Origin of the sequence: Allobosea rubneri (genome assembly GCF_032464875.1) — a bacterium.
GTDB classification, from domain to species: Bacteria; Pseudomonadota; Alphaproteobacteria; order Rhizobiales; family Beijerinckiaceae; genus Allobosea; species Allobosea rubneri.
Genome location: NZ_JAWDID010000003.1, coordinates 206,432 through 228,990 on the forward strand (window position 1 = coordinate 206,432; position 22,559 = coordinate 228,990).

Here is a 22,559-nt window from a genome sequence, read left to right on the forward strand (position 1 = left end):
CTCAGCCCGCCGCCGCGCCGAAGAAGTCGAGCGCCTGCTTCAGTTCCGGGTGCCGCTGCGCCGCCTCCGCGACCGGCACGCCGCCGGCCACTGCCTCCCAGGCCTGGCGGATGCTGGCGACGCCGGCCGCCGGCCCGCCGGGATGGGCGAGGATACCGCCGCCCGCCATGAAGAGCAGGTCGGCATGGCCGATCGCGTCGAAGGTCGGCTGCGCCGTCCCGGCCCATTGCCCCGAGGAGAAAGCCGGCATGACGCGGTCATCGGCGCCGTCGGTCAGCGGCGTCACGCAGTCGCGCGCCGAGGAGACGACCTCCTCGTCCTCCTGCGCGAACTTCCCCTGCACGCCGTGGACATGCATGTGGTCGACCCCGGCGAGGCGCCAAAGCGTCTGATAGGCCTGGAAGGAGATGCCGAGCAGCGGATGGCGCGAGATCGCGCCATAGCCGTTGCGATGCCCGTGCAAAGCGAGATCGGTCGAGCGCCGCAGGGTCTCGATAGCGGAGAAGCCGCACCAGTTCAGGCTCGCCATCACGCAGGATCCGCCCTCGCGCGCCACCAGATCGGCATGGCGACGCATCGCATCGGTCTCGTCGGTGATGTTGAAGGCGATCATCACCGCCTTGCCAGTCCGGTCCTGATGGCGCCGCACCGCCGCCATCACCGCCGGCACGCGCTCTGCGAGCGGCGCATGCACCGGGTTGGCGCAGATCTCGTCATCCTTGATGAAGTCGAGCCCGGCCGCGCAGAGCTTCGCGACCAGCTCGGCCGTCTCGCTGGCACTGAGCCCGACATTGGGTTTGATGATCGAGCCGACCAGCGGCCCGCTGGCGACGCCGGCGAGCCGGCGCGTTCCGGCAATGCCCTGCGCCGGCAAGGCGAAGCGTCGGCGGAAGGACCAGGGCAGCGTGATCGTGTCGAGCCTCAGGCCGGTGACCTCGCCGAGATCGTAGAGATTGCCGGCGACGATCGAAGCCAGCGTCGCGAGATTGGCGCCAACATTGTCGACCGGAAAGGAGATCGTGACGCGCGCCCGCCGCCACGGCCCGGTGACACCCTTGCGGTCCAACCAGGCATTGGGAAGGCTGGGCTCGTCCGCGGTCTCCAGAACCGCGACATGGCTGACGACCGCCCGCGCCCGCTCGCGCAATGCGTCGGTCTCCCCGGCGACGCGGGTGAAGGTGCCACAGGACTGCTCGCCAGCCATCACCTCCGCGACCTTGCGCGGGTCGAGCGGCGTCTCGATCAGATAGGAGGCTTCGAAACGGTCGGCTGCGGACATGTCGCTATACTCACCATGGCGGTCGTCCCGGACAAGCCGCCTTTGGCGGCGCCGATCCGGGACCCATGCCTGAGCGTCTATCGGTGAGGCTCAGGCATGGATCCCGGGTCTCCCTGCGGTCGCCCGGGACGACAGCAGAGCCAGGGCGAAGACTTTAGAGCCTGCTCAGATCCGGGAAAGGCCGCACCGGGTCCTTGCCGTCCCAGTTGTCCGCCGCCTCGCGGATCAGGCGGAACATCTCGCCCTTGGGACCGGCGACCTCGGAAAGCTCGATCACCGTGCCGGGATGGTAGTGGGTGTCGAAATAAACGAAGCGGCCGCGCTCGCCGACCTCGCCCGACATCACCGGCTTGAAGCCCTCGGCCAGCAGCCGCTCCATGTCGGCGTCGTAGTCCGAGGTCCAATAGGCCACATGCTGCAGGCCGGTATGCCCGGCATCGGTGAAGTCCTTGTACATGGACGGCACCGCGTTGCGGCACTGGATCAATTCGATCTGCAGCGGGCCGGAATTGGCGAGCGCCACCGAGTTATGCGGCTCGTACTCCTCGCCCTTGTACCGGTAGTTTTTGATCGGCACCTTCGGATTGTAGAAGAACGGCCCGACGCCGAGCACCCGGCTCCAGTAATCCATCGCCGCCTCGATATCGGGGACGACATAGCCGGCCTGGCGGATCTGGCCGAAGAAGCGGCTCATGATTTTGGTCTTTCGCTTTCGAGAGGGGAATCAGAGGAAGCCGATGGAGATCCACGGCACGGCGGCGACGATGACGAGGCCGACCAGGAGGGCGAGCACATAGCCCCAGATGTATTTCAACCCCTCGTCGGGATTGATCTTCGAGATCGCGCAGGCGCCGTAATAGCCGACGCCGAAGGGCGGCGCGAAAAGCCCGATGCCCATCGCGAAGATCACGACCATGGCATAGTGCACCTCGTGCACGCCGATCTGCTTGGCGATCGGGAAGAGCAGCGGGCCGAACAGCACGATCGCCGGGATACCCTCGAGCACGCTGCCGAGGATGACGAAGGCGACGATCGAGATGGCGAGGAAGCCCCAGGTGCCGCCGGGCACCGCCGCCATGACCTTGGCGAGGTCCTGCGAGAAGCCCGATTGCGTCAGCCCCCAGGCCATCGCCGTGGCGCAGCCGATGATAAAGATGATCGCGCCGGTGAGCGAGGCGGTGTCGGCCAGCATGCCTTTCAGCCGGCGCCAATCGAACTGGCGGTAGATCAGGATGCCGGCCAGCACGGCATAGGCGATGCCGATGGTCGAGACCTCGGTCGCGGTAGCGACGCCCTCGACCACTGCAGCGCGGATCACGAAGGGCAGCGCGATGGCCGGCGCCGCGATCAGGCAGAGTCGGCCGATCTCGCGCTTCGAATATTTGGTGACGTGGCTGAGGTCCTCAGCCCTATTGCGCCGCCAGACAACGAAGCAGAGCGCGATGCCGAGCACGACAGCCGGCAGCATGCCGCCCGTGAATAGAGCCGCGATCGAGACGCCGGTGACCGAGCCGATGGTGATCAGCACGATCGAGGGCGGGATCGTCTCGGTCTGCGCGCCCGTCGCCGAGAGCAGCGCGACGAGGTCGCCCGGCTTGGCGCCGCGCTTCTGCATCTCCGGGAACAGCACCGGCGCGATCGCAGCCATGTCAGCGATCTTCGAGCCGGAGATGCCCGAAACCAGATACATCGCGCCGACCAGCACATAGGAGAGCCCGCCCCGGACATGGCCGAGCAACGAGGCCAGGAACTGGATCATGGCGCGGGCCATGCCGGTCATCTCGATCAGCGCGCCGAGGAAGATGAAGAGCGGCACGGCGAGCAGGATCAGATGGCTCATGCCCTCGTCGAGCCGACCCACCATGACGATCATCGGTGTCGAGGTCGTCAGCGAGAGATAGCCGAAGGTGGCGAGCGCGAAGGAGAACGCGATCGGCACGCCGGCGAAGACGTTCGCCGCGACGATGCCGACGAAGAAGATCAGAAGGTTGAGCTTACCGAGCGGCTTGAGCACCGGGCCGAGCAGCCACAGCAAGGCGACCAGCGCCACGGTTATCCCGGCCGCCAGCACGACTGTCTTCCAGGAGCCGAAGCGCAGCAGCCGGCAGAAGGCGGCGAACAGCATCAGGACGATGCCGATCGGCAGCGCCGCGGCGCGCCAGCTATTGGCGATCTCCAGCGCCGGCGTAACGATGAAGCGCTCCTCCTCGGCATAGTCCAGCGCATCCGGCAGGATCATCACCAGGAAGGCGATCGCGGCAGTGATCGCGAGCGCTTCCAGCAGGATGCGCGCCTGCGGCCCGACGCGGGAGACGAGGCCGGTCATCCGCATATGCTCGCCGCGCCGGAGCGCGACGACCGCGCCGAGCATGGAAAGCCAGAGGAACAGGATCGACGCCAGTTCGTCCGACCAGACCAGCGGGGCGTGGAAGGCGTAGCGGGCGGTGACGCCAGCGCCGAGGATGACGATCTCGGCAAGGACGAGCACGGCCGCGATCGCCTCGACCAGCGAGCCGATCGCATGGTCGAGCCGGCCGACGAAGCGTCCGAGGCCCGTCGCAGGCATGGCCTGCGTCGGCATCAAGGCGATGTGCCCGGCCATGGCGATTTCCTTCTTACCTATTCGTGGTCATCCCAGGGATCACGGGGAGGCCCGGGATGACCTTGATCCGATGGGTCGGCTCGCTCAAGCGAGCTTGCCGACCGCGCCTTCGAGCAGACCCCAGGCCTCGGCGCCGAAGCGCTCCTGCCATTCCTTGTAGAACCCGCCTTCGCGCAGCTTGGCCCTGAAGCTGTCCGGATTGGTCTTGTTGAAGGAAAGCCCCTTCGACTGCAGATCGGCCTGCACGGTTTCGTTCAGGCTCTTGATGTCGCCGCGCTGCGCGACACCGGCATCGTTGATGGCTGAGGCGACGATCTTCTGGATGTCGGGCGGCAGGCCGCGCCAGGCGCGGCCATTGGCGATGAACCAGAACCCGTCCCAGATATGGTTCGAAATCGCGCAGTGCTTCTGCACCTCGAACAGCTTGGCGACCTGGATGATCGGCAGCGGATTCTCCTGCGCGTCGACCACCCTGGTCTGCAGCGCCGAGTAGACCTCAGAGAACTGCAGGCTGGCGGGGGCGGCGCCGAGCGCCTTGAACATCGAGATCGAGAGCGGCGAAACCGGCACGCGAATCTTCAGCGAAGCCATGTCGGCGGCCTGCTCGATCGGCTTGCCCGAGGTCGTCATCTGGCGAAAGCCGTTGTCCCACATCTTCTCGAAGGCATAGAGGTTCACCTTCTCGATCGCGGCGCGGACATGGGCGCCGACCGGCCCGTCCATCGCCTTCCAGACCTGGTCGTAATCGGCGAAGGCGAAGCCGACCGCATTGATCGCCGCGACCGGGACCAGCGTCGCGATCACCAGCGCCGACGGCGTGAAGAAGGTGATGCCGCCATTGCGGACCTGGCTCAGCATGTCGGTGTCGCCGCCGAGCTGGTTGTTCGGGAAGATCTTGATCTCGACCCGGCCGTTGGTCTCCTTGGCGACACGCTCCGCCGCCTGCTGGGCGCGAATGTTGAGCGGGTGGCTGAGCGGCAGGTTGTTACCGTATTTCAGCTCGATCTCGGCGGCCCGCGCGATCATCGGCATGCCGATCAGCGAAGCTGCGGGAACGGCGGCAAGGCTTTGCAACGCAGCGCGGCGGGTCAGTCCAGTCATGATGTCCTCCCAGTTTCGCTTGATGCGATTTGATTGCTCTTGAGCGTCTTGCACTCAGGATAGAAATCACGTCTGATGGTCATCAAGCTCATTCTGTGATGGTTTTTGATTGAATGAACATCGCGACCTCAAAGCTCGCGGAAGCCCAGGACACCGGTCCGGATGCTGCACCGCGGCGCCGCCAGATGGCCCGTGTCGAGGATGTCGCGAAACTCGCCGGTGTCTCGACCGCGACTGTCGACCGGGTGCTGAACCAGCGGCCCGGCGTCCGTGCGGTGACGGTACAGCGCGTGCTCAAGGCGGCCGGCGAGCTCGGCTACGTCATGGAGGGCGCCCTCCCCGCCAGCGCGCTGCGGCCGCTTAAACTCGCCTTCCTGCTGCCGGCCGGCAGCAATCGCTTCCTGACCCTGCTCGGCCGACAGATCGCCGGCGCGCAGGACCAGCTCGCCTCGTTCAACATGCGCGCCAGGGTCGAATACATCGAGAGCTTCAAGCCCGAGCTCCTCGCCCAGCATCTGCGCCAGTCGGCGCGCGACGTCGACGGCATCGCCTTCATGGCGCTCGAGCACCCTTCCGTGCGCGAGGCGGTCGACGGCCTCGCCGAGCGCGGCGTGCCGACCGTGACGCTGATCTCCGACATCGCCAACAGCCGCCGCGTCGCCTATGTCGGGCTCGACAACCGCTCGGCCGGGCGAACTGCCGGTTACCTTGTCGCCCGCTTCATCGGCCGCCGCCCGGCCAAGGTCGCGATGATCGCCGGCAGCCTGAGCTATCGCGCCCATGAGGAGCGCGAGATGGGTTTCCTGCACCTGTTCCAGGAGCTTTATCCAGCGATCGAGGTCGTCGGCCTACGCGAGGGCCATGACGACGAGGGCCAGAACTACCGGCAGACCAAGACCCTGCTGGCGCAGCATCCGGACCTCGCCGGCATCTACAATATCGGCGGCGCCGCCGAGGGCATCAGCCGGGCTCTGAAGGAGGCCGGGCGCCAGCATGAGGTCGTCTTCGTCGGCCATGGCCTGACGCCCGACACCCGGGCGCTGCTGATCGACGGCACCATGGACGCGGTGATCACCCAGCACCCACAGGCGACGCTGATGACCTGCGTCTCGATCTTCGCCAATCTGCGCGCCGGGCGTCCTGCGACCGAGGGCACGAGCCGGCCGAGCACCGAGATCGTGCTGCGCGAGAACCTGCCCTGAGGCTCGCGGTGCCTCGCCGCCCTCAGCGCCCGGTCAGGAAGTAGCCAGACAGGAAATAGGCCGCGGCCGAGATCGCGCCCGCCGCCGGCATCGTCACGATCCATGCGAAGACGATGCCGCGCGCCACGCCCCAGCGCACCGCCGCCATCCGGCGAGCGGCGCCGACGCCGATGATCGCGCCGGTGATGGTGTGCGTCGTCGAGACGGGGATGCCGAGATAGGTTGCCATGAACAGGGTGATCGCCCCACCGGTCTCGGCGCAGAAGCCCTGCTGCGGCGTCAGCCTGGTGATCTTCGAGCCCATGGTGTGGACGATGCGCCAGCCGCCGCAGAGCGTGCCGAGCGCCATCGCCGCCTGGCAGGAGATCACCACCCAGAACGGCACCGAGAAGGTGTCGCCCATCATTCCGTGCGAGAACAGCAGCACGGCGATGATGCCCATCGTCTTCTGCGCGTCATTGGCGCCATGGCCGAGCGAGTACAGCGAGGCGGAGACGAATTGCAGGGCCCGGAAGGTGCTGTCGGCCTTGATCGGCGCGACTTTGAGGAAGCTCCAGGAGACGATCAGCACGAGCAGCAGCGCCAGCGCGAAGCCGATCGCCGGCGACATGAAGATCGCGACGAAGGTCTTGCCGAGCCCCCACCAGACGATCGAGGAGAAGCCCGCCTTGGCGAGCCCCGCCCCGACGAGACCGCCGATCAGCGCATGCGAGGAGCTCGACGGAATGCCGGCGATCCAGGTCAGCACGTTCCAGGCGATCGCGCCGGTCAGCGCCCCGAAGATCACCCGGTCGTCGACGATCGCCGCCTGGATGATGCCCGAGCCGACGGTCTGGGCGACGTGCAGCCCGAAGAACATGAAGGCGATGAAGTTGAAGAAGGCGGCCCAGAACACCGCCCATTGCGGCGCCAGCACCCGCGTCGAGACGATGGTGGCGATCGAATTCGCTGCGTCGTGCAGGCCGTTCAGGAAGTCGAACAGTAGCGCGACGGCGATCAGGAAGATCAGGGCGGTGGCGACGCTCGAAAGGTCCACGGCGCGTGCCGCCTAGAGATGTTCGAGGACGATGCGGCTGACCCGCTTGGCGACGTCCTCGAGCCGGTCGACCACCTTTTCGAGATGGTCGTAGATCTCGGCACCGACGATGAAGCCCATGGCGTCGCCGCCCCGATGCGCCCGGAACAGCGCCTTCAGGCCGTCGCCATGGATTTCGTCGGAATGCTCCTCGATCGCGCCGATCTCCTTGGCGAGGGCTCCGATCGCGATCGCATGCTTCTTGATGTCCCGCAGCATCGGCAGCAGGACGGCGACACGCTCCGAAGCTTGCACGATCACCGCGCCGAGCTCGGCCATGCCGGGCTCGAAAGCCTCGACCTCGTAGAGCGCGATCGCCTTGGCGGTCTTCTTCATCTGGTCGATGGCATCGTCCATCGAGCCGATCAGCTCTTCGATGTCGCCGCGGTCGAACGGGGTGATGAAGCTGCGCCCCGTCTCCAGCATGACCTCGCCGGCGACCTCGTCGGCCAGATCCTCCTGCTTGAAGATCTCGGCACAGCCGGCCTCTACCGGCATCCGCCCGGAGAGCAGCGCATCCAGCGCCTTCGCCCCGGCCACCAGCGGGACCGCATGCGCCTCGAACAGATCGAAGAACTTGGGTTCTTTCGGAAGCAGCTTCTGGAACCAGCCGAGCACCGCGCACCTCGTCGTGATCGCATGGCCAGCCTCGCTGCCCTCGTCGCAGCGAAAAACAAGCCGAATTGCCGGCAGCTTGTGTGACAGTTTCATGACTGCCGCAACTGCATGCTGCGCTGTCTCACCGGTTCTTTCGCCTTGCCGCCCTGTGCGGAGCGAATGGGCTACCTCGCCGGAGCAAGGCCCGCCCGGGCCAAAGCACCCTCCCTTGCGTCATCTTGAATTGGCAAGCGTTGCGCGGAGGCGCATAGCTGTCGCGGCTGGCGGGGCCTTGAAGGGAGGACTGGCCATGCACGCGATCGTCAGAACCTATTCCGGCAAGGGCGCCAAGGAGCTTTTCGACCTGCTCGAGAAGCGCAAGGCCGACGTCGAGAAGCTGATGCGGACGGTGACGGGCTTCTCGAACTACGCGCTGATCCGCACCGCCGATGGCGGGGTCTCCGTCACGGTCTGCAAGGACAAGGCCGGCACCGATGAGAGCCTCAAGAAGGCGAAGGAGTGGATCAAGGAGCACGCCGCCAATACCGGCGTCGGCGCTCCCACCGTCCTGGAAGGCGCGGTCCTCCTGCATGTGAAGTGAGGCGGCGCCAGACGACCGAGGGGCCGCCGCCGGCGGCCCTTCCTCTCGCAGAGCGGTCGCGTTGCCGATCTATGCGGGCCGATTTCCCGGCTATATGACGGTTCGATGAGCCGCCGCGCCCTTTCTCTCTGGCTTGCCCTTTCCGTCTTCGGCTGGCTCGCCGCCGGGCCGGCGGAGGCGCGCCGCGTCCAGGTCATCACCTCGTTCCCACCGTCCTTCTTCGAGCCGTTCCGCACCGCCTTCCGCGCCCGCCATCCCGACATCGCTGTCGAGATCGTCCAGCGCAAGACGACCGCAGCGCTCGCCGACATCCACGCCCAGAAGCGGCCGGAGACCGATCTGTTCTGGGCCTCGGCGCCCGATGCCTTCGAGCTTCTGAAGCAGGCCGGGCTGCTGGCGCAGCTGCAGCCGCGCGCGACCGGCGCGCCCGAGACCATCGCCGGCTACCCGGTCAACGACCCCGCCGGCCGCTATCTCGGTTTCGCCATTTCCGGCTACGGACTGGTCTACAATCCCGGCTATCTCGCCGCCCGCAATCTGCCGGTACCGCGCAACTGGTCGGATCTAGCCGCCCCCGCCTATGCCGGCCATATCGGCCTGACCTCGCCGGCCCGGTCCGGCACCACCCATCTGATGGTCGAGGCATTGCTGCAATCGCTCGGCTGGGAGCGCGGCTGGGCACTCTGGTCGGCGATCGGCGGCAATCTCGCAACGCTCACCGCGCGCAGCTTCGGCGTCACCGCCGGCGTCGCGCGCGGCCGCTTCGGCATCGGCATTTCCATCGATTTCCTGACGGATTCCGGCGCCGCCGAAGGTGAGGCCAACCGCTTCGTACTGCCCGAGGAAACCCTGTTCGCGCCGGCCAGCATCGCACGCCTCGCAACCTCGCCCAATCCCAAGGAGGCCGAGCTCTTCGTCGACTTCGTGCTGTCGCCGGAAGGCCAGAGGCTGCTGCGCGAACCCAAGATCGGCCGCCTCGCCGTCTCCCCGGCCGCCTATGGGCCGGACGAGACGCCGCCGCATCTCTCGGACACTGCAGGCCTGTTCAGCAAGACCCGCTTCGATGCCGGCCTGTCGGCCAGCCGCTACGAGCTGGTCAACATCATCTTCGACGAGTGGATCACCTTCCGCCGCGCCGAGCATGCAAGGCTCTGGCGCAGCCTCCAGGCGATGGAGGCTGCCCTGCTCAGCCATCCCGATGAGCAGACCGCCCGGCTCCTGACGCAGGCCCGCGCCGCGCTGACCCGCCCGCCCGTCACCGCCGCCGAGCTGGAGCAGCCGGAGCGCTTCCGCAATCTCGTGCGCGTCCCGCGCGGCATCGCCGCACCCGAAGCGCAGGCCCGGATCGAGGCACAGATCCGCGGCGCCATCGCCAGCCATGCCGCGGAGGCTGCCGATGCTCTGCGCCGGGCGACCGAGCGGCTTGCCGCCGTCGGCTGGACCGGCGGCGAAGACGGGCTCGCCGGAGGGCGGCCGTGAGACGCTTCTGGTCCGGCAGGCGTTTCGGCATTGGCGGCCGCCTGATCGCCGCTTTCCTCGGGGTCGGGCTGTTCGCCGTCGGCGCCGGCATCGTCGGCGTCATCTCCTATGAGCGGCTGAGCAAGGAACTCGCCGCCATCGCCCGCGACCACCTGCCGGGCCTCGCCTCCGCGGCCCGGCTCTCCGAAGCCAGCGCGCGCGTGATCTCGGCCGTGCCGGAGCTCGCCAATGCCGAGCGACGCGACGTCTATGAGCGCAGCCGGCGCGCGGTCGGCGAGCGCCTGGACGAGCTCGACCGCGTCCTCTCCGAGCGCAAGCTGGGCGGCTTCGACGTGCCGGCCTTGTCGGCGGTGGCGGCCGCGATCCGCGGCAATCTCGCGGCGATCGACGCCGTCTCCGAGCGCCGTTTTCCGCTCGGCGAGCGCAACCGGGCCATCGGCGAGGAGTTGCGCTGGCTCCAGGCCGATTTGCTCGACGAGATCGAGCCACTGACCGACGACGCCCGCTTCAACATCGAGACCGCGCTCGGGCAGGCGGGCAGCGAAGCCCCCGCAGCGGGCCGTCCCAACGCCATCCGCGAGGAGACGCGCAAGAGCGAAGCCCTGATGACGCTGAACGCCCAGGCGAACCTGATCGTCGGGCTCTTCGGCCGCCTCGGCGCGGTACGAACCCGCGAAGACATGGAGCAGACCGGCCATGTCATCGGCGAAGCCGTCGACCAGCTCGAGGTCGAAGCCAAGGCCCTCGCCGGCTGGGCCGACACCATCACCGTCCGGCAGATCACCCAGCGCCTGATCGGCCTCGCCGACACGACGGCCGGCCTGCCGGGGATCAAGCGGGCCGAACTGGCCGCGCTGGCCGACGCGCAGCGGCTGATCTTCGAGAGCCGGCGCCTCGTCACCGAGCTCGGCGCGCTTGTCTCTCAGGAAGTCCAGCGCACCGAGGCCGTGGCGAAGGCCGCCGCCGAGCGCTCGGCCGAGGCGATCCTGCTTGGGCGCAATCTGCTGCTGGCGATCGCCGCCGCCTCGCTGCTCGGCGCACTGCTGATCGGCTGGTTCTATGTCCGCCGCCACCTCGTGGCGCGGCTGCGCGTCTTGACCGAGGCCGCAACCAGCATCGCCAGCGGCCAGTCCTCCGCCGTCCTGCCCAAGGCCGGCAATGACGAGCTCGGCGATCTCGCCCGTGCGCTCGCGGTCTTCCGCCAGACGCGCGACGACCTGATCCAGGCCGCCAAGCTCGCGGCCCTCGGGCAAATGGCGGCGGGGCTCAGCCATGAGCTCAACCAGCCGCTCGCCGCGATCCGCTCGCATGCCCATAACGGTGCGCTGCTGCTCGAACGCGACCGGCCGGACGATGCCCGCCAGGCCCTCGCCCGGATCCAGGCGCTGACGACCCGCGCCGCCGAGCTGATCGCGCATCTGCGGCGCTTCGCCCGCAAGCCCGGTGTCGTGCTCGCCCCGGTCGAGGTCGGCGAGGTCTTCGAAACCGCGCTCTCACTGTTCGAACCAAGGCTCGAGGCCGAAGGCGTGACGCTGAAGCGCGAACTGCCGTCGAGCCGGCTGTACGTCCACGCCGAGGAAATCCGGCTGGAGCAGGTGCTGGTCAACCTCGTCGCCAACGCGCTCGACGCCGTCGCCGGTCGCCCTGGCGCGACGCTGACGATCGGCGCGCAGCGGCGTGGCCGCAGCGTCGAGCTCTGGGTCGAGGATAGCGGCCCCGGCATCGACCGCCCGCATCTGGAGCGGATCTTCGACCCGTTCTTCACGACCAAGCCGGTCGGCTCCGGCCTCGGCCTCGGCCTCTCGCTTTCCTACAACATCATCAAGGATTTGGGCGGCACCCTCGCCGTGGCGGAAACAGGGCCGAAGGGCACGCGTTTCCTGATCACGCTCGAGGGCACGACCACCCATGTCATGGCCCCATTGGATACGAACGTATGAGCGCCCCGAAGGTCATCCTCGTCGATGACGACGCCGAGGTTCTCGAAGCCTGGCGTCTGACGCTGGAGCTCGATGGTTTCGAGGTCGTCGCCAAGCGCTCCGGCGATGCTGCACTCGCACTGCTCAACCGCGACAGCGCAGCCGTCCTCGTCAGCGATGTCCGCATGCCCGGCCGCGACGGCTTCGGGCTGCTGGCGGCGGTGACCGCGATCGACGCCGAGATTCCGGTCGTCCTGATCACCGGCCATGCGGACGTGCCGATGGCGGTGAAGGCGATCCGCGACGGCGCCTGGGATTTCGTCGAGAAGCCGGCCGACCCCGTGCTGCTGATCGAGACGGTGAGGCGCGCCAGCGAGTATCGCCGGCTGATCATCGAGAACCGCTCGCTGCGCGCCGGCGTCACGCCCGAGGACCCCTGGGCCGCCCGGCTGGTCGGCAGTTCGCCGGCCATCGCCAAGCTGCGCGGCCGGCTCGCGCTGCTCGCCGACGCCGACACTGACGTGCTGCTCTTCGGCGAGACCGGAACCGGCAAGGAGGTCGCGGCGCGCGCCCTGCACGATCTCGGCAAACGCGGCGCCGGCCGCTTCGTCGCCGTGAACTGCGGCGCCATCCCCGAGACCATGATCGAGAGTGAGCTCTTCGGCCACGAGGCCGGCGCCTTCACCGGCGCCCGCGAGCGCCGGATCGGCAAGATCGAGCATGCCAGCGGCGGCACGCTCTTCCTCGACGAGATCGAATCCATGCCGATGGCCGCGCAGGTCCGGCTGCTTCGGGCGTTGCAGGAGCGCCGCATCGAGCGACTTGGCTCCAATCGCGAGATCGCCGTCGACATCCGCATCGTCGCTGCGACCAAGGCCGACCTCGCTGCCCTCGCCAAGGCGGGAGGCTTCCGCGAGGACCTGGTCTACCGGCTCAATGTCGTGACCTTGCGCCTGCCGCCGCTGCGCGACCGGCGCGAGGACATCCCGATGCTGTTCCGGCACTTCCTGGCGCTGGCGGCAGCGCGCGTCGGCCGCTCCGCGCCGCCGCTCGGGCGCGATCTCCTGCAGCGCCTTTCGCGGCAGGACTGGCCCGGCAATGTCCGCGAATTGCGCAATGCCGCCGAACGCAGCCTGCTCGGCATGGACGAGGAGTTCGAGGATGCCACTGTCTCCGCGCCCGGCGGTGTCGAGCGGACGCTGGAGGAGGAGGTCGCGCTGGCGGAGGCGGAGGTGATCGGCGCCGCGCTGAAGCGTCATGGCGGGCGCATCGGCATCACCGCCGCAGCCCTCGGCATCACCCGCAAGACGCTCTACCTGAAAATGCGGCGCTACGGGCTCGGCGGCTCCGCCGCACTCGCCGACTGAGCGACCAGGTTACCGGGCTCGGGCCACCGCGCTCATGTTACCGAGCTGACCCATCGGCCCCGCCGGCAGGTTACCGGAGTAACCCCGGAATTGCGCCCATCCGGTAACATCCCGTCGGATTCCCGAATGATTTCAACGATGCCCATGGTTGGCATCGCAGTTGCTGTCCAGGACGCATCGGCCTCGACGTCGAGCTGAAGAAACTGTCCTGGAGGAAACCATGCTCAATCGCAGGGCCGCGCTGGCGGCCACCCTCGGTCTGTCGCTGAGCGCATCGTTCGCGACCATCGCCGTCGCACAGGCGCTCGCCGGCAAGGTCACCGTCGTCACTTCCTTCTCCAAGGACGTCACCGACCCCATCAAGAAGGCCTTCGAGAAGGCGGTTCCCGGCGTCACCCTCGAGGTCCAGAACCGCAACACCAATGCCGGCGTGAAATATGTCGAGGAAACCAAGGCCAACAACCAGGTGGACCTGTTCTGGGCCTCGGCGCCCGACGCCTTCGAGGTGCTGAAGGGCAAGAAGCTGCTCACCGCCTACAAGCCCAAGGCGGCCGGCATCCCCGAGAAGATCGGCTCCTATCCGATCAACGACCCGCAGGGCTTCTATTTCGGCTTCGCGGCCTCCGGCTACGGCATCATGTGGAACGACCGCTATGCCAAGGCCAACAAGCTGCCCGAGCCCAAGGACTGGCAGGATCTCGCCAAGCCGGTCTTCTACGACCATGTCTCGATCGCCTCGCCTGCCCGCTCGGGCACGACGCACCTGACCATCGAGACCATCCTCCAGGGCGAGGGCTGGGAAAATGGTTGGCGCACCATCAAGGAGATGGCCGGCAATTTCCGCTCGATCACCGAGCGCTCCTTCGGCGTTCCAGAGGCGGTCAATTCCGGCCAGGTCGGCGTCGGCATCGTCATCGACTTCTTTGCCTTCTCGGCCCAGGCCTCGGGCTTCCCGGTCAAGTTCGTCTATCCGAGCGTGACCACCGTGGTTCCGGCCAATGTCGGCATCATCGCTAACCCGCCGAACAAGGCGGCGGCCGAGGCCTTCATCGAGTTCCTGCTCTCGCCGACTGGCCAGGAAGTGCTGCTCGAGCCCGGCATCCGCCGCCTGCCGGTCAACCCGGCGGTCTACGCCAAGGCCGGCGCCGACTACCCCAACCCCTTCACCGATCCGCGCTTCCAGAAGATGATCGGCTTCGACGTCGACAAGTCGGAGGCCCGCACCGCCGTCGTCGACACGCTGTTCGACCAGCTGATCTCCTTCCAGCTCGACGCGCTGAAGGGCGTCACCAAGACCCTGCACGAGGTCGATGCGGCGCTCGCCAAGAAGCCCAACCCGCAAGCCAAGGCCCTCGCTGACGAAGCCCGTAAGCTGGTCGCCGCGTTGCCGGTCACCCAGATCCAGGCGGCGAGCCCCGAGCTGCGCGGCGCATTCACCGGCGGCAAGGAGAAGGGCGCGCGCCAGGCCGAGCTCGAAGCGCAGTGGGCGAGCTTCGCCCGCGACAACTACGCCAAGGCCAAGGTCAAGGCCGAGGAAGCCCTCAAGGCGGCGAAGTAACTCGCACGACCTCCACCGTCATCTCGGACAGGCGGCGTAGCAGCGCAGCTCCGGGATCCATCGTCGAACGCAGTTCCCTCCGATGGATCCCGGCGCCCCGCTTCGCTGCGGCCGGGATGACGGCCCGCCCTTCGGCCGACGATCAGGACCACCATGACCGCCATACCTGCCAAGGCACTCCCGCGCCGGAAGACGCTATCGGCCACGCCCGGCCAGATCGCGCTGGCGCTCGCCATCGCCGCCTTCCTCCTGATGTTCCTGGTGCTGCCGGTGGCGACGGTGATCTACGTCGCCTTCACCGAGAAGGGCACCTCGACCTTCACCCTGGTCAATTTCTACGACTTCTTCCGCACCGAGCTGTTCATGCGCTCGCTGTGGAACTCCTTCTACGTCTCGGCGATGTCGGTGGTCTGGGCCTCGGTCTTCGCCCTGCCGCTGGCTTACCTCACGACGCGCTTCGTCTTCCGCGGCGCCGCCATCGTCCAGACGCTCGGCTTCCTGCCGCTGATCATGCCGCCCTTCGTCGGCGCCGTCGCGATGCAGCTCTTCTTCGGCCGCAACGGCTCGATCAACCTGCTGCTCGATGACTGGTTCGGCTTCAAGATCGACTTCATGGAAGGGCTGAACGGCGTCATCTTCGTCCAGTCGGTCCATTATTTCCCCTTCATCCTGATCAATCTCTCGGCGGCGCTGCGCAATATCGACCGCGCCATGGAGGAGGCCGCGCAGAATCTCGGCTCCTCGGGTTTCCGGCTGTTCCGGCGGATCGTCTTCCCGCTCGCCATGCCCGGCTATCTCGCCGGCGCCTCGCTGGTCTTCGTCAAGGTCTTCGACGATCTCGCGACGCCGCTCCTGCTCAACGTCAAGGACATGCTGGCGCCGCAGGCCTATCTGCGCGTCACCTCGATCGGCATCGCCGACCCGATGGGCTACGTCATTTCGGTCGTGCTGATCGTCGCCTCGGTCACCGCCATGTGGCTCTCGGCGCGGGCGCTGAAGGGGCGTGACTACGCCACCACCCAGCGCGGCGGCGGCGGGCTCGCCAAGCGCGAAATGACGCGCTGGGAGGCCGTGCTCGGCTATGGCACCGTCTTCCTGATCCTGGCACTGGTGCTGGCTCCGCATATGGGCCTGCTGCTGCTCTCCTTCGCGACGATCTGGTCGTACTCGCCGCTGCCCGACGCCTTCACGCTCGCCCATTACGGCCGCGTCTTCGGCGAGAGCTCGGTCTACATCAAGAACACGCTGATCTACGCCACCCTCGCCGGCGGCATCGACATCGTGCTCGGCGTCGCGATCGCCTATCTCGTGCTGCGCACCAAGCTGATCGGCCGCGAATGGCTCGACTGGATGGCCTCGGCGGCGCTCGCCATCCCCGGCGTCGTGCTCGGCATCGGGTACCTGCGGACCTTCTACGGCGTCACCTTGCCCGACGGCACGCCGCTGGCCTCGCTCTGGATCACCATCGTGCTGGCGCTCGCCATCCGGCGACTGCCCTATGCGCTGCGCGCCTGCTATGCGGCGCTCCAGCAGATCTCGGTCTCGCTAGAGGAAGCGGCGGAAAACCTCGGCGCCACCAAGGCGCACACGGTGCGCCGCATCGTCGTCCCGCTGATGGCCGGCGGCATCCTCGCCGGCTTCGTCACCTCCTTCTCGACGGCGGCGGTCGAGCTCTCGGCAACGCTGATGCTGGTCCAGTCGAACTCCGACGCGCCGCTCGCCTACGGGCTCTACGTCTTCATGCAGTCGGCCGCCGGCCGGGGGCCCGGCGCCGCGCTCGGCGTCGTCGCGGTCATCCTCGTCGCCGCCTGCACCTTCCTCTCGCATCTCATCATCGAACGCAGCCAGAAGGCCAAGGGAATGGGCCACTGACCATGAACGCAAACGTCTCCCTGACCACGCCGGCTGTCTCCGTCGACATCGAAGGCGTCAACCTGTCCTACGGCACCAACCATGTGCTGAAGGACGTCAATCTGGCGATCCGGCCGGGCGAGTTCTTCGCCTTCCTCGGCCCGTCCGGCTGCGGCAAGACCACGCTGCTGCGGCTGATCGCCGGCTTCAACCAGGCCGATACCGGCCATGTCCGCATCGGCGGCAAGGAGATCACCGACCTGCCGCCCTGGAAGCGCGATGTCGGCATGGTCTTCCAGTCCTATGCGCTCTGGCCGCATATGACGGTGCGCCGGAACGTCGCCTTCGGGCTGGAAGAGCGCGGTGTGAAGCGCGCCGAGGTCGAGCGCCGCGTCGAGGCCGCACTCGGCCTCGTCGGCCTCGCCCATCTCGCCGACCGGCGGCCCTCGCAGCTCTCGGGCGGCCAGCAGCAGCGCGTCGCCGTGGCACGAACCGTTGCGGTCGAGCCCAAGGTGCTGCTGCTCGACGAGCCGCTCTCCAATCTCGACGCCAAGATGCGCGTCCAGGTCCGCCGCGAGCTGCGCGACCTGCAGCAGCGCCTCGGCCTGACGACGATCTTCGTCACCCACGACCAGGAGGAGGCAAACACGATCTGCGACCGCATCGCCGTGATGAGCGATGGCGTGGTCCAGCAGGTCGGCACGCCGATGGCGCTCTATGAGCGGCCCGCCAACCTCTTCGTCGCGAATTTCCTGGGGACGGCGAACATCCTCGAAGGCAAGGTTACCGGCTCCGGCGAGACCCGCGTCTTCGAGATCGAGGGCGGTTTCTCCGTCCCGGTTCCGGCCGACCGCACGGTGCCCGAAGGCGCCCGCCTGGTCTTCCGGCCGCAGCATGCCGGCCTCGTCGCGGCCGGCGCCGCCGCACCCGGCCTGATTGCCCTGCCCTGCCGTGTCGTGCATCGCGAGTTCCTCGGCGCGAGCGTCCGCTACGGCGCCCGCATCGGCAATTCGGAGGTCTCGGTCGATCTGCCCTTTCAGTCGGGCAGCGATCTCCACGAGATCGGCACGGATGCGACGCTGACGCTGCCCCGGCACGCCTTGATGTGGCTGGCCGCCTGAGCTACCGGCCACGGCTGGATTATGACGATTTTGTGTCACATGTTATCAGCACGGCTCCGCGAGGAGCCTGTCCAACGGGAGAAGACGCCTTGTTCGATCTGAAATTTGTCCGCCTCGCCGCGGCCGCCCCGCTCGCCTTCGCCTTCATGGCGTCGACCGCGATCCCTGCCCAGGCGCAGGACAGCTGCACCAACCGCGGCCAGCTCGACACCAATTACTGCGATGCGAACAACGATCTCGTCGCCGACGTCCCGACCGATGCCTCCAAGCTGAAGGATCCCTCCGCGCTGGTCTGGGCCTACACCCCGGTCGAGGACCCCGCCGTCTACGCCAACATCTTCAAGCCGCTGACCGACCATCTCGCGACCTGCACCGGCAAGCGCATCGTCTATTACCCGGTCCAGTCCAACTCGGCCGAGATCGAGGCCATGCGTTCGGGCCGCCTGCATTTCGCCGGCTTCTCGACCGGCCCGACCGGCTTCGCCGTCAACCTCGCCGGCGCGATCCCCTTCGCCGCCAAGGGCTCCGCGGAGGGCGTGCGCGGCTACAACCTCGTCGCCGTCGTCAAGAAAGACAGCCCCTACCAGAAGCTCGCCGACCTCAAGGGCAAGAAGGTCGCCCACACCTCGCCCTCGTCGAACTCGGGCAATCTCGCGCCGCGCGTGCTCTTCCCCGAGCATGGGCTGGAAGCCGAGAAGGACTACAAGCCGCTGATGTCCGGCGGCCATGACAAGTCGATCCTCGGCGTCGTCTCGGGCGATTACGACATGGGCGCCGTCGCCGGCGACGTCTATGAGCGCATGATCGTGCGTGGCACGATCAAGAAGGACGACACGCGCGAGATCTATCGTAGCGCCGTCTTCCCGACCTCGTCCTTCGCCTATGCCCACGATCTGAAGCCCGAGCTCGCCAAGAAGCTCACCGACTGCTTCTTCTCCTTCCGCTTCACGCCGGAAATGACCAAGGAGTTCAACGGCGACGACCGCTTCCTGCCGATCACCTACCAGAAGGACTGGGCGATCGTGCGCGACGTCGCCGAGAAATCGGGCACGCCCTACAACAAGGCGGCCTACGACGCCGAGTCGAAGCGCGAGGCCGATGCCGCCGCCAAGAAGAAGGCGCAGCCCGCGCCGGCCAAGGCTCCCTGATCGGAAAGCAGCCGCATCTCATGAGCGCCCTGCCAAACGAAGCGTCCGGCACTTGCCGGACGCTGATCATCCGCAATCTCGTCAAGGAATACCGGGCCGGCCAGCCCGTCCTGCGCGATATCTCCCTGACCATCGACGAGCCCGGCACGGTCGCCATCATCGGCCCGTCCGGCACCGGCAAGTCGACGCTGATCCGCTGCATCAACCGGCTGGTCGATCCGACCTCCGGCTCGATCATGCTCGACGGCGTCGATCTGGCGAAGCTCGAGGGGGATGCGCTGCGCCAGGCGCGGCGCCGCCTCGGCATGGTCTTCCAGGAGTACAATCTCGTCGAGCGGCTGACCGTGATCGAGAACGTGCTCTGCGGCCGGCTCGGCTATGTCCCGGTCTGGCGCAGCTGGACCCGGCGCTTCCCGGAAGCCGACATCGCCCGCGCCTTCGCCCTGCTCGAATCCGTCGGCCTCGGCGATTTCGCGACCCGCCGGGCCGACCAGCTCTCCGGCGGACAGCGCCAGCGCGTCGGCATCGCCCGCGCCGTCATGCAGGAGCCGGATCTCGTCCTGGCCGACGAGCCGACCTCCTCGCTCGACCCCAAGACCTCGGTCGAGATCATGGAGCTGCTCGCCGAGGTCGGCCGCGACCGCGGCATCCCGGTCCTCGTCAACATCCACAATGTCGCGCTGGCCAAGCGCTACGCACGCCGCATCATCGGCATGTCCAAGGGCCTGATCGTCTATGACGGCCCGCCTGCCGGCCTGCAGGATTCCCATCTCGCCGATATCTATGGCGGCGAAGGCTGGATGGAATGAGCGCGCTTCCCGCCACCGGCAGCCTGCGCAGCCGTGCCTTCCCGCCGAACTGGCCGCTGCGCATCGCCGCGGTGCTCTTCCTGGCCTATGTCGCCTATGCCGCGCAGATCCTCGACATCCGCTGGGAGCGTTTCGTTCAGGGCCTCGACAACGGCGCGCGCTTCCTCGGGCGGATGTTCCCGCCCAATACCGCCGCCGACAAGATGCAGCTCCTGCTCGACGGCATGCTGGAATCGCTGCAGATCGCGATCATCGCGACCGGCGCGGGCGTGCTGCTCGCCTTGCCGCTCGGCCTGTTCGCCGCCCGCAACCTGATGCCGCTGCCGGTCACCGTGGCGGCGCGCGGCCTGATCGCCCTCTGCCGGACCTTCCACCCGGTCATCGTCGCGATCCTGTTCGTCAAGGCTGTCGGCTTCGGCGCCCTCGCCGGCATCCTCGCCCTCATCGTCGCGACGCTCGGCTTCATCGCCAAGCTGATCGCCGAGGCGATCGAGGAAATGTCGATGAAGCCGATCGAGGCGCTGCGGGCCGCCGGCGCGCCCTTCCTGTCCGTGGTGATCATGGGCGTGGTGCCGCAGGTGCTGCCGCGCTTCATCGGCTTTGCCGCCTATCAACTCGATTCCAATCTCAGGAACTCGGCGCTGGTCGGACTCGTCGGCGGCGGCGGCATCGGCGCCACCCTGTTCACCGCCTTCCAGCGCTTCGACTACGACTTCGTGCTGACCATCATCATCGCGATCATCGCGGCCGTGATGGCGGGCGAGGTGCTCTCGGCCTTCATGCGCCGGATCTACCAGGACGAGGCGCCGACGGGCGAGGTCAAGCGCGGCCCCGCCGGCCCGATCTGGCACCGCTTCACCACGACGGAGCGGACGCTGCGGCTCGCCTTCTGGGGCATCGCCGCATTGGCGCTCGGCTGGTCCTTCCAGACCATCGAGATCATCCCGGAGTTCCTCTACGACGCGCCGCAGCAGACGGCCGACCTGTTCGCCCGGATGTGGCCGATCGACTGGAGCTACTATGCCAGCACGGTGCAGACCGCGCTGGTCGAGACGCTGCACACCGCCACGCTCGGCACGATCCTCGCGATCCTTTTGGCGACGCCGGTCGCGCTGATGTGCGCCCGCAACGTATCGACCTCGATCTGGGTCAACACGCTCGGCCGCTTCATCCTGGTCGCGACCCGCTCGGTGCACACCCTGGTCTGGGCGCTGCTCTTCGTCGCGGTCTTCGGCCCCGGCGCGCTCGCCGGCGTCATGGCCGTCGCGGTCCACTCGATCGGCTTCACAGGAAAGTTCCTGGCCGAGGCGATCGAGGAGGCCAAGCCGGGTCCGATCGAGGCGCTGCGGGCGGCAGGCGCGCCGCGTCGCGCCGTGCTGCTCAAGGGCTTCTGGCCACAGGTCAAGCCGGCCTTCCTAGCCGTCAGCCTGTTCCGCTGGGACATCAATGTCCGCGAGAGCGCGGTGCTAGGCCTCGTCGGCGCCGGCGGCCTCGGCGTCGCGTTGCAGGCGGCGATGGACAATCTCTACTGGGACCAGGTCGGCCTCGTCCTCGTGGTGATCTTCGCTGTCGTCGTCGTGACCGAACTCGTGACCTCCGTGATCCGCGCCCGCGTCATCTGACACTGGCCCCATGAGTTCCGGCGCAGTGGCGCCGGAACTCACTTCACGGAGCCGGCCTCACCGGGCCGGTCCAGAACGTCCCGCGCAGCGGGGCGGCGAGGAAGCGACGATTGATCTCGTCGAGCGTTTCCTGGGGCTCGATCCCCGCAAAGAGATCAGGATGCGTCCATTTCGCCAGCGCCTCGATCGCGACGATGTGGACGGGCGTATGCACGAAAAGGTGCCAGAGCCCGAAAGCCTGCCGGCGCGACACGGCTCCGAGCGCGGCAAGGTCGTTGCGCTCGAGCAGCGTCATGAGGCCCCGGGCCGCACGCTCGGCCGAGATGCCCGGGCCGAGCACGAACCCGCTGCCATCGATGCCCTCCGAGATGCCGGTCGCGACATAGAGTTCCGCATTGCGCGTCAGCACGAACTCGCGGCTGAGCTGGCCGACCGGCGCGCTGAGCTTCTCCGCACCGATATTGTGGCCGCCGGCGAGCCGGATGAAGCCGTCGATCGTACCCGGCCCAGCCGAGAAGCAGCATTCCGGCCGCGCTGCGAAAGCATGCAGGAAGACCGACGGGCGGGACGTGACAGCAGCTTGCAACCGCGTCTCGATTCCGGCGAGGCGTTCGCCATAGAAGGCCAGAAAGGCCTCCGCCTGTTTCTCTCGGCCGAGCAGCTTACCGAGGATGCGCAGGCTCGGCGCAGTGTTGCGCAGCGGGTCGAGGAAGAAATCGACGATCGCGACCGGTATTCCGGCAGCCTCGATCTGGGCGATGGCGGGTGGCGCCTCCGCGCCATAGCGAAAGGCGTCGAAGCGGCTGAGCAGAACGAGATCGGGCTTCTGCGCGATCACCGCCTCGGCCGAAATGGACTCGAAGGAGCCGCGGCCGATCAAGGGAACCTTGTCGATCGCGGCAAAGCGCTCCCGCAGGATCGCCGGCTGGATCGCGTTGGCGCCACCCTCGGCCCAGCCGGCGAGCAGGCCGACCGGGTCGGGATGCAGCAGCGACAGCGCGTCGAAGCTAACCCAGGCACCGAGCACGATGCGCTGCGCCGGCCGCGCCAGCACGATCTCGCGCCCGGCGATATCGGTGACGCGGATCGGGCCGGGCGCGGCTTCCTGCGCCAGCGGCAAGCCGGCCGGCGCCAAGGCGACGGCCAGTAGCGCGAGCAGGGCGACGAGATGCGATCGGAGTCGGCTGGCGGCTGCTGCCCACATGACCCGGGCATGTATCTCGCTCAT

Annotated in this window: 18 protein-coding genes; 11 read left to right on the plus strand and 7 right to left on the minus strand. The window is 67.7% G+C overall.

What is annotated here, in order from left to right; all coding sequences use genetic code 11:
* Window position 1 precedes the first annotated feature (1 nt).
* From RKE40_RS03825 to RKE40_RS03840, 4 genes are all read right to left on the minus strand, one after another.
* Window positions 2–1,279, minus strand: a complete 1,278-nt coding sequence (locus RKE40_RS03825) for a ribulose-bisphosphate carboxylase large subunit family protein (RefSeq protein ID WP_316016907.1) — start codon at window positions 1,277–1,279, stop codon at window positions 2–4.
* Between the two features lie 154 nt (window positions 1,280–1,433).
* Entirely contained in the window at window positions 1,434–1,973 is a 540-nt protein-coding gene (locus RKE40_RS03830) for a VOC family protein (RefSeq protein ID WP_291649467.1), read from the minus strand.
* Window positions 1,974–2,003: 30 nt separating this feature from the next.
* Complete coding sequence (locus tag RKE40_RS03835; protein WP_390893211.1) at window positions 2,004–3,881, minus strand: TRAP transporter large permease; 1,878 nt, start codon at window positions 3,879–3,881, stop codon at window positions 2,004–2,006.
* Window positions 3,882–3,965: 84 nt separating this feature from the next.
* On the minus strand, window positions 3,966–4,982 hold the full coding sequence (locus RKE40_RS03840) for a TRAP transporter substrate-binding protein (protein ID WP_066476270.1): 1,017 nt from the start codon (window positions 4,980–4,982) through the stop codon (window positions 3,966–3,968).
* A gap of 113 nt (window positions 4,983–5,095) precedes the next feature.
* Between RKE40_RS03840 and RKE40_RS03845 the strand changes: the two genes are divergently transcribed.
* Entirely contained in the window at window positions 5,096–6,184 is a 1,089-nt protein-coding gene (locus RKE40_RS03845) for a LacI family DNA-binding transcriptional regulator (protein WP_316016908.1), read from the plus strand.
* A 22-nt stretch (window positions 6,185–6,206) separates the two neighbouring features.
* Here the strand turns inward: RKE40_RS03845 and RKE40_RS03850 are convergent, their stop codons facing one another.
* Window positions 6,207–7,220 carry an inorganic phosphate transporter gene (locus RKE40_RS03850; protein ID WP_316016909.1) on the minus strand — a complete coding sequence of 338 codons (1,014 nt, stop codon included), beginning with the start codon at window positions 7,218–7,220 and terminating at the stop codon, window positions 6,207–6,209.
* 12 nt (window positions 7,221–7,232) lie between these two features.
* Window positions 7,233–7,877: a DUF47 domain-containing protein gene (locus tag RKE40_RS03855; RefSeq protein WP_316016957.1), complete on the minus strand. Its 645-nt coding sequence runs from the start codon at window positions 7,875–7,877 to the stop codon at window positions 7,233–7,235.
* Between the two features lie 289 nt (window positions 7,878–8,166).
* On the opposite strand from RKE40_RS03855, the gene RKE40_RS03860 reads away from it, so the two are divergent.
* From RKE40_RS03860 to phnE, 10 genes are all read left to right on the plus strand, one after another.
* Window positions 8,167–8,457 carry a hypothetical protein gene (locus RKE40_RS03860; protein ID WP_316016910.1) on the plus strand — a complete coding sequence of 97 codons (291 nt, stop codon included), beginning with the start codon at window positions 8,167–8,169 and terminating at the stop codon, window positions 8,455–8,457.
* Between the two features lie 105 nt (window positions 8,458–8,562).
* Entirely contained in the window at window positions 8,563–9,936 is a 1,374-nt protein-coding gene (locus RKE40_RS03865; RefSeq protein WP_316016911.1) for an ABC transporter substrate-binding protein, read from the plus strand.
* The gene (locus RKE40_RS03870) at window positions 9,933–11,876 is read left to right on the plus strand and encodes an ATP-binding protein (RefSeq protein WP_316016912.1); all 1,944 of its coding nucleotides are present in this window, start codon (window positions 9,933–9,935) and stop codon (window positions 11,874–11,876) included. The genes RKE40_RS03865 and RKE40_RS03870 overlap by 4 nt, the downstream gene beginning before the upstream one ends.
* The gene (locus RKE40_RS03875) at window positions 11,873–13,222 is read left to right on the plus strand and encodes a sigma-54-dependent transcriptional regulator (protein ID WP_316016913.1); all 1,350 of its coding nucleotides are present in this window, start codon (window positions 11,873–11,875) and stop codon (window positions 13,220–13,222) included. Before RKE40_RS03870 ends, RKE40_RS03875 begins: the two co-directional genes overlap by 4 nt.
* A 220-nt stretch (window positions 13,223–13,442) precedes the next feature.
* Window positions 13,443–14,780, plus strand: a complete 1,338-nt coding sequence (locus RKE40_RS03880; RefSeq protein ID WP_316016914.1) for an ABC transporter substrate-binding protein — start codon at window positions 13,443–13,445, stop codon at window positions 14,778–14,780.
* A 153-nt stretch (window positions 14,781–14,933) separates the two neighbouring features.
* Window positions 14,934–16,652: an ABC transporter permease gene (locus tag RKE40_RS03885; RefSeq protein WP_316016915.1), complete on the plus strand. Its 1,719-nt coding sequence runs from the start codon at window positions 14,934–14,936 to the stop codon at window positions 16,650–16,652.
* 2 nt (window positions 16,653–16,654) lie between these two features.
* Window positions 16,655–17,752: an ABC transporter ATP-binding protein gene (locus RKE40_RS03890; protein ID WP_316016916.1), complete on the plus strand. Its 1,098-nt coding sequence runs from the start codon at window positions 16,655–16,657 to the stop codon at window positions 17,750–17,752.
* Window positions 17,753–17,898: 146 nt separating this feature from the next.
* Window positions 17,899–18,900: a phosphate/phosphite/phosphonate ABC transporter substrate-binding protein gene (gene phnD, locus RKE40_RS03895; RefSeq protein ID WP_390893220.1), complete on the plus strand. Its 1,002-nt coding sequence runs from the start codon at window positions 17,899–17,901 to the stop codon at window positions 18,898–18,900.
* Window positions 18,901–18,920: 20 nt separating this feature from the next.
* Window positions 18,921–19,709 (plus strand): phosphonate ABC transporter ATP-binding protein, encoded by a 789-nt coding sequence (gene phnC / locus RKE40_RS03900; protein WP_316016918.1) that lies wholly within the window; start codon window positions 18,921–18,923, stop codon window positions 19,707–19,709.
* Window positions 19,706–21,331, plus strand: a complete 1,626-nt coding sequence (gene phnE, locus RKE40_RS03905) for a phosphonate ABC transporter, permease protein PhnE (RefSeq protein WP_316016919.1) — start codon at window positions 19,706–19,708, stop codon at window positions 21,329–21,331. Before phnC ends, phnE begins: the two co-directional genes overlap by 4 nt.
* A 43-nt stretch (window positions 21,332–21,374) precedes the next feature.
* Here the strand turns inward: phnE and RKE40_RS03910 are convergent, their stop codons facing one another.
* Window positions 21,375–22,559 carry an ABC transporter substrate-binding protein gene (locus RKE40_RS03910; RefSeq protein ID WP_316016920.1) on the minus strand — a complete coding sequence of 395 codons (1,185 nt, stop codon included), beginning with the start codon at window positions 22,557–22,559 and terminating at the stop codon, window positions 21,375–21,377.

Bases quoted from the DNA above. Each gene is read 5' to 3' on its own strand.
- RKE40_RS03825 (WP_316016907.1), bottom strand. From the start codon at position 1,279: ATGTCCGCAGCCGACCGTTTCGAAGCCTCCTATCTGATCGAGACGCCG.
- RKE40_RS03830 (WP_291649467.1), bottom strand. From the start codon at position 1,973: ATGAGCCGCTTCTTCGGCCAGATCCGCCAGGCCGGCTATGTCGTCCCC.
- RKE40_RS03835 (WP_390893211.1), bottom strand. From the start codon at position 3,881: ATGGCCGGGCACATCGCCTTGATGCCGACGCAGGCCATGCCTGCGACG.
- RKE40_RS03840 (WP_066476270.1), bottom strand. From the start codon at position 4,982: ATGACTGGACTGACCCGCCGCGCTGCGTTGCAAAGCCTTGCCGCCGTT.
- RKE40_RS03845 (WP_316016908.1), top strand. From the start codon at position 5,096: ATGAACATCGCGACCTCAAAGCTCGCGGAAGCCCAGGACACCGGTCCG.
- RKE40_RS03860 (WP_316016910.1), top strand. From the start codon at position 8,167: ATGCACGCGATCGTCAGAACCTATTCCGGCAAGGGCGCCAAGGAGCTT.
- RKE40_RS03865 (WP_316016911.1), top strand. From the start codon at position 8,563: ATGAGCCGCCGCGCCCTTTCTCTCTGGCTTGCCCTTTCCGTCTTCGGC.
- RKE40_RS03875 (WP_316016913.1), top strand. From the start codon at position 11,873: ATGAGCGCCCCGAAGGTCATCCTCGTCGATGACGACGCCGAGGTTCTC.
- RKE40_RS03880 (WP_316016914.1), top strand. From the start codon at position 13,443: ATGCTCAATCGCAGGGCCGCGCTGGCGGCCACCCTCGGTCTGTCGCTG.
- RKE40_RS03885 (WP_316016915.1), top strand. From the start codon at position 14,934: ATGACCGCCATACCTGCCAAGGCACTCCCGCGCCGGAAGACGCTATCG.
- RKE40_RS03890 (WP_316016916.1), top strand. From the start codon at position 16,655: ATGAACGCAAACGTCTCCCTGACCACGCCGGCTGTCTCCGTCGACATC.
- phnD (WP_390893220.1), top strand. From the start codon at position 17,899: ATGGCGTCGACCGCGATCCCTGCCCAGGCGCAGGACAGCTGCACCAAC.
- phnC (WP_316016918.1), top strand. From the start codon at position 18,921: ATGAGCGCCCTGCCAAACGAAGCGTCCGGCACTTGCCGGACGCTGATC.
- phnE (WP_316016919.1), top strand. From the start codon at position 19,706: ATGAGCGCGCTTCCCGCCACCGGCAGCCTGCGCAGCCGTGCCTTCCCG.
- RKE40_RS03910 (WP_316016920.1), bottom strand. From the start codon at position 22,559: ATGAGCGAGATACATGCCCGGGTCATGTGGGCAGCAGCCGCCAGCCGA.